This window comes from Ligilactobacillus pabuli (genome assembly GCF_022836475.1).
Lineage (GTDB): Bacteria > Bacillota > Bacilli > Lactobacillales > Lactobacillaceae > Ligilactobacillus > Ligilactobacillus pabuli.
The window spans coordinates 39301-50878 of the sequence record NZ_BQXH01000018.1 but is presented as its reverse complement, the minus strand read 5'-3'; the positions used below and the strand labels follow the sequence as shown (position 1 = coordinate 50878).

The window sequence follows — 11578 nt, the reverse complement described above, 5'->3', positions numbered from 1 at the left end:
TCGACTAAGAATAACAGAACGGAACAAAGCGGTTAGCTCCCGAGTACTATCGGAGCCTGACCTTTAATGCGTTTTAGGAATTGAAGGTTGGGCTTGGATAGGCAAAAGGAGCTGCTTTGAGAAGCTCGACTAATAATAGAGCACAGCAATTAACTTGCTGGCTTTTATCCCACTCTTTAACCTACCTTATATTTTGCACTACTCTTTTACGAATGAAAAGAATTTTTTGCCAAATCAACTATATTTATAATAAATACCTCAGACCAAACATATTTGCTTGACTTCACCTGGTAAAACCAGTACATTAGATTTATCAATTAACTAACTAAAAGTAAGTAATTTCAAAAACAACACTTTCTCACTCAAACGGAGGTCTTAACATGACACAAAATAATGAACTGATTTTTGGCTTAGATACCTTTGGCGATGTGCCAGATGATGCCAGTACTGAGCAACCTGTCTCATATGATGTTGCGCTCCAACAAATTATTCAAGAAGCCAAGCTGGCTGATGAACTAGGTGTCGATGTCATTGCACTAGGTGAACACCATCGCCCAGAATATGCCATTTCTAGTCCGGATACAATGTTAGCAGCCATTGCGATGGTCACCAAAAACATCAAGCTTTCAACTGGTGTCACAGTTTTAAGTTCTGACGATCCCGTTCGTGTCTACGAACGTTTCGCCACTTTAGACAACATCTCTAATGGCCGCGCTCAGGTCATGTTAGGCCGCGGCTCGTTTACCGAGTCTTTCCCGCTCTTTGGTTATGAGCTGGAAAATTACGACGAATTATTTGAAGAGAAAACCGCTTTGTTCAACAAGCTCCGTGACGGTGAACCGGTCGACTGGTCCGGCAAGTTCACTCAGAAGCTGGAACAACAAGAAGTCTATCCTAAAATCACTGGGCACAAACTAGCCACTTATGTCGGTGTCGGCGGAACCCCCGAATCAATTATTCGTGCCGCCTACTACGGCTTCCCAGTGATCCTAGCAATTATCGGTGGTAATCCTGAACGATTCAAGCCATATGTCGAGCTTTATCAACAAGCAACCGCCAAATTTGACCAACCAACTCTGCCAATGGGGATGCACTCCCACGGTGTGATCGCAGATACTGATGAAGAAGCTTACGAAATTGCATGGAAGTATTTGCGCAGATCGATGGACCGGATCGGTGCCGACCGCGGCTGGGTCCCAATGAATAAAGAACGTTTTGATTTCGAAGTTAATAAAGGTGCCTATTATGTTGGAACTCCTGAACACGTTGCCCGTAAAATCGCAGAAAAAATGACAAAAGTCGGCGTTAAACGTTTTGACTTCATTTACGGTGCTGGTGGTCAAACCGCTCAGCAACGAGAAAAGTCAATTGAACTATACGGTACCAAGGTTATCCCAATGGTCAAGGATCTAATTAAGTCTGGTGAATATAGTTATGAATAAACCAACAATTGGGATCTTAGGAGCTGGTAAGCTAGGAACAACTCTCGCTAAGTTAAGCAGCCAAGCCGGCTATCCTACTTTGATCGCCAGTTCCAAGGATCCAGCCAGAATCCAGCTTACCATTAGTGTTTTAGCACCACACGCCCAGGCAGTCACTGCCACTGAACTGACACACCAAGCTGATATCGTGATTTTAGCCCTGCCGCTAGGAAAATATCAGACAATTGAAAAAGACGGGCTCCAAGGAAAGCTCGTCTTAGATGCGATGAACTACTGGTGGGAAGTCGATGGCAAAGATAATCATTACTCTACTCCTGAGCATTCATCAACGGAGCTCATCCAGCAGTATTTGTCAGAAAGCACAGTGGTTAAAGCTTTAAACCACATGGGTTACCATGACTTAGAAGATGAAGCGGAAAACGGCAAAGATGGTCACCGCAAGGCCATCGCAATTGCAGGCGATGATAAACAAGCAGTCTCCACTACTGCCAAAATTGTCTCGTCTTTCGGCTTTGACCCGCTGTTGTTACCGACACTGGCTGCCGGACGAATCTTAGAACCAGGCAGTCCTCTTTTCGGCGCTGATGAGACTTTAGAAAAACTGCAAACTATTGTCGACCAGCAACTTGCTCAATTAAATTAAACGCCAAAAAGCGTTAGCGAACTGAAGAAAATTACTTCAGTCACTAACGCTTTTTTGTTTTAGTCGAGCTTCTCAAAGCAGCTCCTTTTACCTATCCAAGCCCAACCTTCAATGCCTAAAACGCATTAAAGACCGGCTCCGATATGCTCGGGAGCTAATCGCTTTGTTCCACTCTGTTTTTCTTAGTCGATCTCCGTGAAACAGAAAGTTCCGCTTATCCAAACTCAGGAACCAATGCCTAAAACGCATTAGTCCTTGGGTTCCGATAATGCTCACTTTCTAACCGTTTCACTCCACTCTGTTTTTAGACCAGTCCCTGCGCAATCATCGCAATTGCAACCTTCTTAAAGCCGGCAATGTTTGCCCCCGCTTGGTAATTTCCTGCCAAGCCATAATCTTCTGCCGCTTTTTCTGATTCCGCAAAAATGTCGTGCATGATTTTTTCTAATCTGTCATCCACTTCATTAAAGGTCCAAGATAACCGTTCACTATTTTGACTCATTTCTAAGGCCGACACTGCTACCCCACCGGCATTAGCTGCCTTAGCTGGACCATAGGCGATGCCATTTTCATGATAAACAGCAATGGCTTGTTCATCACTTGGCATATTGGCTCCTTCACAAATATACTTCACGTGTTGCTGGACCATCGCCTTAGCCTGAGCTTCATCAATTTCATTTTGCGTTGCACATGGTAAAGCAATATCGTACTCAACGTCAAAGTCCCAAACTGATCCGGGATGGTAAACAGCAGTTGGTACCTCTTTAACATATTCCTTAATGCGTCCACGCTTAACTTCTTTAATTTGTCGGACCACACCGTCGTCAATTCCGGCTGGATCATAGACAAATCCATCCGAATCAGAAACTGTCACAACAGTAGCACCCATCTCTGTCGCCTTTTGCAAAGCATAAATGGCTACATTTCCGGAACCAGAAATCTTAATTTTTTTACCAGCGATTTGATCAGAATTAGCGTGCAACATTGCTTGAGTATAATACAATAAGCCGTAACCAGTTGCTTCTGTCCGCGCTAAACTACCGCCAAAGGTCAAATTCTTACCCGTCAAGACTCCATTTTGGTAACCGCGTAGTCGTTTGTAAGCACCGAAAAGATAACCAACTTCTCGACCGCCAACCCCGATGTCACCAGCTGGCACATCCAAATCAGGACCAATATGGCGCGCTAATTCAGTCATAAAGCTCTGGCAAAAACGCATGACTTCGCTATCCGACTTGCCTTTCGGGTCAAAGTCGCTGCCGCCTTTACCACCGCCGATCGGCAAACCTGTCAAGCTATTCTTGAAGGTTTGTTCAAAGCCTAAAAATTTAACCGTACTCAAGTTCACACTTGGATGGAAACGGAGTCCACCCTTATATGGTCCAATCGCAGAATTAAACTGAACGCGGTAGCCGCGATTTACATGAAAACTGCCGGCATCATCTTGCCATGGCACCCGAAATTCGATGACGCGCTCAGGTTCAACGAGCCGTTCCAATAAATTTTCTTGTATCACACGCGGATGCTTTTCTAACACTGGTACCAAAGAATCTAAGACTGCAAAGACAGCCTCCTGAAATTCAACTTGTTCGGGATCACGTTGTTGAATTGCAGCTTTTACACTTTCAACGTAAGCTTTAGCATCTAACATTAACGTCCATTCCTTTCACTGACTCTCACTCATTATTTTTAACCATTAATTCATTTAATTACAATTATTTTCTAATAGATAGCCTAGTAATGTCAATCACTTTCTGGCTTTTAGTCCAAAAAAATCTGGGTTATTAAGGAAACTACCTTAGTTTGCCCAACTATGGTAGTTTCTTTGTAGTTTTCTACCATAGTCCCACTAACTATGGTAATTAATCAGCACTAAGTGTTCTCACTACTGGTGCAGCAAACCGAGTTCTCGCTTCATTTTCAAAATTCGGTAAACTGACTGGTCAATTTGGCTTCGCGGAATTTCTCCCTGCTGGACTGCTTTAGCAATCGCTGGGGTCCCAGTGGCATAATTTCGACTCATGATGATGTCATTGCCGGCCTTGACAGCCTGGACATCCGCGGAAATTTTTTGTTGGCGGGCAAACTCCTTGATCGCCCCCATCCCTAAATCATCTGAAACGATCACTTTTTTGAAGTCCAATTCTTTCCGCAAAATTCGGTGAGCTGCTGGCGAAAGTGAAGCAGGGTATTTGTCATCGATGTTGGTGGCGATAATATGAGCAACCATGATCGAATCGACCCCCATGCGAATTCCGGCCCGAAAAGGCAAAAAGTCGTCATGTTGAAATTGGGACAATGGCCGCTTGGTCGTCGCTAAGCCAGTATGAGTATCTGCCGCCGAACCATAACCCGGAAAATGTTTCAAGGTCGCCGCCACTTTTGCGGACTGCATCCCGCGAACCACTCGTACCGCATAATTTGCCGTTTGGTCATAGTTTTGTCCCAGAGTCCTGTCAAAAATAAAACTCTTGTGATCACTAGTCACATCAACAACTGGGCTAAAATTCCAGTTGATCCCCAACTGGTGTAAAGCTTGTGCCGTTTTTCTACTGAGATCTTCACTGCCATTGAATCCATACTGGTCATAAATTGTTTTGGGCGCTGGAAATGACTGTCCACCCGTCAAATTAGGGTTCACGCTTAGGCGAGAAACGCTGCCGCCTTCCTGGTCGGTCCCAATCAGCAACGGAATTTGAGCTGCCGTTTGATAAGCAGCAATTTTTTGCTGGAACTCTGGCCGTTTTTGTTGCGCTAGGTCTCGGGCAAACAAAACCAGTCCACCCAAATGGTATTGTTTGATCGCCTGTTTCATTGCTTGTGGATCACCATTACTCGGGACAGCATACATTTGCCCAATTTCTTCTTCCAAAGTCATCTGGTCGACTTGTTTTTTCAATTCTTTTTTAGTTGGCTGAGTTTGCGCGGCTTGAACCGGCATTTGATTGACTACAGTAATTCCCGCCAGCAGCACGAAAAACGCCAGTAAAACTTTTTTCTTCAATTTTCTTTCCTTCTCTCAAAAACATAAAGAGCAGTTTTGCTAAAAATCCACAAAACTGCTCAAACTAAACTTAGATTATTCTATTAACATCTTCTGGCGAATCTAATAAAAGCGGCTCAGACTTGAAGTTTTTCTTCGAGCCTGTTCCCCACAAAGCCCCGCCAAAATCGACACCGGCATTTAAAGCAGCCTGTTCATCGGTATCAGCGTCTCCAATATAAAAAGTTTCATTCGCACTAAAGCCCAGTTTTTCACACGCAAACTCTAATGGTTCGCCCGCTGGTTTCGGCTGTTTAGTATCGCTTGATGTGACCACAATTGCCATCTTTTGATACCACCAAAATGATTGCAAATTCTCGTTTGCATCGTCTCGACTACGCGAAGTTACGATTCCAATTTTAACTCCCGGTTGAGACAACAAATGTTCAAACATGGCATCAATTTCTGGGTAGGCTTCTGGTTGAAGCTCCGTTTTGCGAGCAATTGCCGCGTATGTGGTATACCACTCTTCAGTGCGGTCAGCTGGCACCTTAAAATACTTGACCTCTTGTTTAGCCGTCATCGTAAAGGCCCGTTTCATCCGTCTTTCAGTCGGTTCAATTCCAAATTGAGGCAACAGCTGTTCCATGATCTTCGCAAAATAAGGATAGCTGTCGACCAACGTTCCATCAACATCAAACAAAATCAATTTTTTCATGGTTGAAATTCTCCTCGTCTTTTTAATTAAACTGTCTCTACTTTCAGACTTCATTTGACCCCACTATTTGTCTTGATGATAAGCCCAGGTCACCACACCCAAGTTGATCAAGACTAGGCAGGTGGTCATGATAAACACATACCGATAATCCAAAATCCCGGCCACTCCAGAAGCTAACATTGGTCCGATCACGGAACCCATCGCCTGAAACGACTGGTTGTAACTAAAAATTCGACTAACAGAGGCTGGCGGTGTATTCAAAGACATCACCGTTTGTGTGACAGGCATTAATGCTGCATCTGCGATCCCTACAAAGAAGCGTAAAAGCGCCAAAACTAGGACCGTCTGGACGAAATACATTGGGAAAAATAATGCCCCGGATAATACCAGGCCGCCTAGTAATACTTTTTGAGCACCAATGTGATCACTAAGTTGACCTAACCTGGGCGCAGCCAATAAGGTGGCGACCCCCGGCAAGGCAGCCACGACCCCACTGGCCAAGGCCACGTTCCCGTTACCATGCATTAACTGACGGACGAATAAACTAATGATCGGATTGATCGAATTAGTAGCCGCTTGGATCAGCATTGATGAAATAAACATTGCCCACACAATATGCACATTTTTAATTCCAGCAAAGGCACTGTGTTTGCCCGGCTTCTTTAACGATTCTGACGGCTGGAAGTTTTCCTTCACACCAAACATCGTGACCAAAGTCGCCACAAACATCAGCATCCCAAATAAGAAAAATGGGATCCGATAACCAAAAGCACCAGCAATCAAGCCTCCAAAAATTGGGCCGATCAGCTGACCGCCAACGGCACCAGTCGTTAAGGTCCCCATCATTCTTCCGCTATGTTCACGGGGAACCTCGCTTGCCATCAAAGCATAGGCGTTATTAATATAACCTGAAAAGGCACCTTGAATCAGGCGCAGACCAATTAACATCCAAACATTAGTCGAAAAGCCGGTCAAAGTGGCGGTGATCGTCATCCCGATCGCAGCCCGCAGCAACATTGGCTTTCGGCCAGTTTTATCCGCTAACTTTCCCCACAAAGGCGAAACGATCGCCTGACTTAAAAACGTACTCGAAAAAGCTAGTCCTGCATATAAAGTCAGCTCCCATTTGGGAAAATTACCTAAAGTTGCGACAAAGAGCGGAAGGAATGGCAAACTCATACTCGAACCCGCACCGGTCGCGAAGTTTCCTAACCATAGTGCGTACATATTCTTTTGCCATTGCTCCAACTTTTTTCCTTTTACCATTTTTTATCCTATTCCTGTCTTTCTGTTAACGAGCGGTCTATATCGCTTACTGCTTAAATTTTTTCGTGAAAATGTTTAGCAGTTGCTTTGATCATGTCCATATTTTGTTGATTAAGTAGTGGTGGTAAATCATCGAACGGGAAATACTTTAAACTTAAAGTTTCATCCGTTGGTTTCTGTAAGAGTTGCCCACCAGCAGCTTCCACTAAGTATAACCGACCGATCACTTGAGCTTGATCTCCATTCGGGTAAGTAATAAAACCCTGTTCAAAGGTCCCTAACATATCAACAACTTCGACCTCTAGCCCGCTGTCTTCTTTCATTTCTCGTTTTAAGGTTTCTAAAAAGGATTCGCCGTATTCCATATAGCCGCCCGGCAAACTCCAATTTTTAGTGTCTGTTCGTTCTTGCAACAAAATTTCTTGGTGGTCATTCACTATCGCACCCGCGACAGAGTTCAAAATAATTGGCATATGACCGACTTTACTTCGAATATCCTGAATATAATTACTCACTTTAGTCACCCGTCTTTGTTGATTTATTTCTTATTCTAACTGATTTGAGCCAGAATATCATACCTAAGCTGACAAAACTCTTAAATAATTATGGTTCATCGCCAAATAGGCTCTCCCCCACACATATCAAGCTTAGCGGAGAGCCTACAATTACTTTCTATTCATTCTTATGTTCTTTAGCTTGACTTGGATCACTGGTACTTCTCGCCTGACGCAAAATTGAGATCACTTGCGCGTGGGTCTTTGGACTAAGCGGCTGAGCCATTAAAGCTTCAAAGCCTTCAAAACTCATTCCCAACATATCAGCAACATAATATTCACTCACACTGCTGTTCGAAATTCTTTCTCGCAGATCTTCATTTGGTAATCCTTCTACGTCACGCATAAAAAGTTCCTCCTTCGATGATCCAGGGGCTGCTGTTTTTTCTTTCCCCTACCTATAGTTTTACCAGATAAAGCCAGCTAACACAATTAGCAGGCCTCGTTAATCATGGCTAATATGAAACAAGCCAGTTGGCCTTTATTTTTCTGTAATTGTAAGCGCTTGAAAAAAACAATTAATTTTGTTACGGTTGATGGTAAAGGAGGTGCTTTAATGACTAAAAAATCTATACGAGCTAAGTTTGCTGTCACCATCGGGATCGTGATTGCTATCCTTCAATATGGATATACCATCTGGATCGCCCCATTGTTTTCATCGGCTCAATTTAGTTCTGTCATTAACATTGTCGTGATCCTTGGTACTATTTGGTTGATTTATCTGCTTTTCAAACGAACTTATCCAGACTTTTAGCACTAACCTTCTTGGGCTATTTTAGCAAGTAAGCGTTCTTTTACAAAAAATCATCACTTTTTCCTTATAATCCCTTAACAAATTTACTAAAGGTTGTATAATGAAGGCGAAATTCATTTACGGATGAAGCTCGGCAATTTGTATGCAAGCGTTGTTACAAGTCGTCAGTGGACGGATGCAGCAACGCTATTTGTGTGTCAAAATTCTGGCACACTAGCTTAAAAATTAACCTATTTTGTCTCATTCACCAATTTTATATTTGCTTTGCGTCTAGTTTTTGCCCGTAATTTGAATTGAACCGGCCCGAGTCAAGCTTTTCTGTTACAAAGGAAGGCTTAAAACCAGCTTGGGCGGTTCAGATCAACTAAGTTGTATAATCTCCAGTCTGTCTTGAACACACTTTAAGGTTCAAAATTGACTAGTGATTGGCTTAGTTTGTTTAGTCGAGCTCCGTGAAACAGAAAGTTCCGCCATCCAAGCCCAACCTTCAATGCCTAAAGCGCATTAAAGGTCAGGCTCCGATGGTGCTCGCTTTCTCCCGTTTCACTCCGCTCTGTATATCCTAAGGAGGATTTATTATTTTATCTCATAAAGCTATAGATAAACGTATTTTTCTGCCCGTTGTTGGTTTGTTCGGCCTCGCCGCCTTGTTCTTAATGCTTGGCGGACCTCGCCTGCAACAACCGCTGACTGCGATCCTGAGCTGGGTCAACGTTCACTTCGGCTGGCTCTATCTGTTAGTTTTCATTGTCAACTTTATTTTCTTGCTGTGGCTTGCTTTCAGCCGCTATGGCAACATTAAACTTGGCAAACCCAACGACAAACCAATTTACGGTAATTTCAAATGGGGCTCCATGATTTTTGCGACCGGGATCGATGCTAGTATCATGATGCTGAGTATCACTGACCCGCTGCAATTCATTCAAGCTCCGCCGTTTGGCCTCAAGCCTTACTCAGACTCGGCTTACATTGCCTCGAGTGCCCTATCGCAATTTAACTGGGGACCGATGGCCTGGATGATGTTTGCCCCGGCCGCTATTTTAATTGGTTATGTCACCTATCGTAAAAATAAACCTACTCAAAAATTAAGTGACAACTTTTCTTTCTTACAGGGAAATCGCCCAGGGAAAAAAGTGTTACGTGTTCTGATCGACTTTTTAGTTGTGATCGGGATCATCGGGGGCTTAGGCTCCTCGATTGGGATGGAAGTTCCCCGCACCTCCCGCGTCTTTTCTGCGGTCACCAATATTCCAAATACGATTTGGCTGCAGCTCGGGATCTTCTTCGTTCTTTTTGTCCTATTAGGTCTCACCGTCTACAAGGGCTTAAATGGCGGGATCGACCGTTTAAGTATGTTCAATATTTATTTGGCCGTTGTTTTCTTAGCCTTAATTTTGGCAGTCAGTCCCACTGGAACCTTGTTGGCGGATTGGGGTAAAAGCCTGGGCGTACTCGCACAGAAGTTTATTCCCATGTCGACCAATATTCATCCTAGCCCAACTCAACAAGATACAATTTTCTATTGGGGCTGGTGGTTAACTTTCATGCCATTGATGGGGACCTTTATCGCAAAAATCTCTCGCGGCCGTACTATTCGCCAAATATTATTGGGGATGTTAGGTTACGGTGTGCCCGGCTGTTTCCTGTTTCACGCGATCCTTGGCGGTTATGCCATGTGGCTGCAACGAACCGGAGTAATTGACCTTGTTTCCGTCTTAAATCATCATAGTCAAGCTGATGTCATCGTCGCTGTCATTGCGACCCTGCCGCTCAAAAAACTCATGCTGATTTTTTACGCAATTTCCTGTTTCATCTTCCTAGCTGCCACAATTTCCGGTGCTGCTTACGTCTTATCTTCTTTCACCAGCACACCGCTATATGGCAAGGAACCCAGCCGGTTCAACCGGATGAGCTGGGTCTTTATCTTTTTGGCCTTTGCCTTTAGTTTGGTCTTAGTCGGCGGCTTTGAAGTGATCCAAACGATTTCTGTTTTAGCGGGCTTACCGTTAACGATTGTTTGCTTACTAGTCCTATTTTCGATCTATCGACTGGTCAAACACGACCGCGAATTGATCTTTACACCAACCGAACTCAAAAATACCGACCGGCGGCAAAAATATACCGTCGAACGAAAATTTGCAGTTCGTGGGAAGCTGATCCTTTCCTTTAATAATTATCACAATTTAAGTCGACCATAATCACTGTGACTCAGGAAATTTTTTCCTGAGTCATTTTTATTTAAAAAAACTAACTTGCGGTCACTAAATCTTTCAGGTATATAATAGAGAAAAAAAGGACTGATCATTTTCAATGAAAACTACTGAAGGATTTATGCCGTTTCACGGTTACCAAACCTATTACCGGATCGTTGATGAAGCTCAGAACGGGACTGCCCCACTGATCTTGCTGCACGGCGGGCCCGGCTCCTCCCATAACTATTTTGAAATGCTGGATGACTTAGCTGAATCCGGTCTGCAACTGATCATGTACGATCAGCTTGGCTGTGGCCGTTCTTCTGCTCCTGACCAGCCTGAACTGTGGCAAGCTGAGACCTGGATGGATGAACTGGCTGAATTACGGCGTTATCTCAAGCTAGACCGGGTGCATTTGTTAGGCCAATCCTTTGGCGGAATGCTGGCAATTATGTATTTGTTAGAAAGAAAGCCAAAAGGAGTTCAAAGTTTAATTTTATCCAGCACTCTTTCTTCAGCTTCACTTTGGGCCAGTGAACAGCACCGGATGATCAAATATTTACCAGCAAATGAACAGGCCGCCATCGCGACTGCTGAGCAAACTGGTAATTATGAGACACCTGAATACTTGGCTGCAAATGAACATTACATGGCACTCCATGCGGCTGCACCAGTCACGGCTGCCTCACCCGAACCCTTGCGCCGACCAAAACAAAACGGTGACCAGGCATACTTAACCGCATGGGGGCCAAACGAATATAATCCGTTAGGCAACTTGCACAACTACGAATATACTGACCGTTTGCATGAACTTACTTTACCAACTTTAATTACCAATGGAACTGATGACTTATGTACACCTTTAGTCGCTAAAACAATGTTTGATCAACTGCCAAACGCAAACTGGCACCTGTTCCAAAACAGCCGGCACATGCCGTTTGTTGAACACCACGACGAATACGTCAGTTTGCTGCGCGACTGGCTCACCCAGCATTAATTAACAGCACACTGAAAAAAACACTAATC

11 protein-coding genes are annotated in these 11578 nt (G+C 44.0%); 5 read left to right on the top strand and 6 right to left on the bottom strand.

Annotation, left to right across the window (positions count from 1 at the left end; genetic code table 11):
* Positions 1–380 precede the first annotated feature (380 nt).
* Positions 381–1442, top strand: coding sequence for an LLM class flavin-dependent oxidoreductase (locus tag LPAF129_RS08820; protein WP_244056341.1), 1062 nt, complete (start codon positions 381–383; stop codon positions 1440–1442).
* Positions 1435–2085, top strand: coding sequence for an NADPH-dependent F420 reductase (locus LPAF129_RS08815; RefSeq protein ID WP_244056339.1), 651 nt, complete (start codon positions 1435–1437; stop codon positions 2083–2085). Before LPAF129_RS08820 ends, LPAF129_RS08815 begins: the two co-directional genes overlap by 8 nt.
* A gap of 304 nt (positions 2086–2389) precedes the next feature.
* Here LPAF129_RS08815 and gdhA read toward each other — a convergent pair whose 3' ends face one another.
* From gdhA to LPAF129_RS08785, 6 genes are all read right to left on the bottom strand, one after another.
* The gene (gene gdhA, locus LPAF129_RS08810; RefSeq protein ID WP_244056337.1) at positions 2390–3736 is read right to left on the bottom strand and encodes an NADP-specific glutamate dehydrogenase; all 1347 of its coding nucleotides are present in this window, start codon (positions 3734–3736) and stop codon (positions 2390–2392) included.
* A gap of 234 nt (positions 3737–3970) precedes the next feature.
* Positions 3971–5089, bottom strand: a complete 1119-nt coding sequence (locus LPAF129_RS08805; RefSeq protein WP_244056334.1) for a glycoside hydrolase family 3 N-terminal domain-containing protein — start codon at positions 5087–5089, stop codon at positions 3971–3973.
* A 70-nt stretch (positions 5090–5159) separates the two neighbouring features.
* Entirely contained in the window at positions 5160–5786 is a 627-nt protein-coding gene (locus tag LPAF129_RS08800) for an HAD family hydrolase (protein WP_244056333.1), read from the bottom strand.
* 63 nt (positions 5787–5849) lie between these two features.
* Entirely contained in the window at positions 5850–7052 is a 1203-nt protein-coding gene (locus LPAF129_RS08795; protein WP_244056331.1) for an MFS transporter, read from the bottom strand.
* 53 nt (positions 7053–7105) lie between these two features.
* Positions 7106–7567, bottom strand: coding sequence for an NUDIX hydrolase (locus LPAF129_RS08790; protein WP_244056328.1), 462 nt, complete (start codon positions 7565–7567; stop codon positions 7106–7108).
* A gap of 157 nt (positions 7568–7724) precedes the next feature.
* Positions 7725–7952 carry a hypothetical protein gene (locus LPAF129_RS08785; protein ID WP_244056326.1) on the bottom strand — a complete coding sequence of 76 codons (228 nt, stop codon included), beginning with the start codon at positions 7950–7952 and terminating at the stop codon, positions 7725–7727.
* 210 nt (positions 7953–8162) lie between these two features.
* Between LPAF129_RS08785 and LPAF129_RS08780 the strand changes: the two genes are divergently transcribed.
* The 3 genes from LPAF129_RS08780 (at position 8163) to pepI (ending at position 11549) form a co-directional block, all read left to right on the top strand.
* The gene (locus LPAF129_RS08780; RefSeq protein ID WP_244056324.1) at positions 8163–8360 is read left to right on the top strand and encodes a hypothetical protein; all 198 of its coding nucleotides are present in this window, start codon (positions 8163–8165) and stop codon (positions 8358–8360) included.
* 575 nt (positions 8361–8935) lie between these two features.
* Complete coding sequence (locus tag LPAF129_RS08775) at positions 8936–10558, top strand: BCCT family transporter (RefSeq protein ID WP_309296510.1); 1623 nt, start codon at positions 8936–8938, stop codon at positions 10556–10558.
* A 112-nt stretch (positions 10559–10670) separates the two neighbouring features.
* A complete protein-coding gene (gene pepI, locus LPAF129_RS08770) occupies positions 10671–11549 on the top strand; it encodes a proline iminopeptidase (RefSeq protein WP_244056318.1) in 879 nt (292 codons plus the stop codon).
* Positions 11550–11578: the final 29 nt, after the last annotated feature.

Bases quoted from the DNA above. Each gene is read 5' to 3' on its own strand.
- LPAF129_RS08820 (WP_244056341.1), top strand. From the start codon at position 381: ATGACACAAAATAATGAACTGATTTTTGGCTTAGATACCTTTGGCGAT.
- LPAF129_RS08815 (WP_244056339.1), top strand. From the start codon at position 1,435: ATGAATAAACCAACAATTGGGATCTTAGGAGCTGGTAAGCTAGGAACA.
- gdhA (WP_244056337.1), bottom strand. From the start codon at position 3,736: ATGTTAGATGCTAAAGCTTACGTTGAAAGTGTAAAAGCTGCAATTCAA.
- LPAF129_RS08800 (WP_244056333.1), bottom strand. From the start codon at position 5,786: ATGAAAAAATTGATTTTGTTTGATGTTGATGGAACGTTGGTCGACAGC.
- LPAF129_RS08795 (WP_244056331.1), bottom strand. From the start codon at position 7,052: ATGGTAAAAGGAAAAAAGTTGGAGCAATGGCAAAAGAATATGTACGCA.
- LPAF129_RS08785 (WP_244056326.1), bottom strand. From the start codon at position 7,952: ATGCGTGACGTAGAAGGATTACCAAATGAAGATCTGCGAGAAAGAATT.
- LPAF129_RS08780 (WP_244056324.1), top strand. From the start codon at position 8,163: ATGACTAAAAAATCTATACGAGCTAAGTTTGCTGTCACCATCGGGATC.
- pepI (WP_244056318.1), top strand. From the start codon at position 10,671: ATGAAAACTACTGAAGGATTTATGCCGTTTCACGGTTACCAAACCTAT.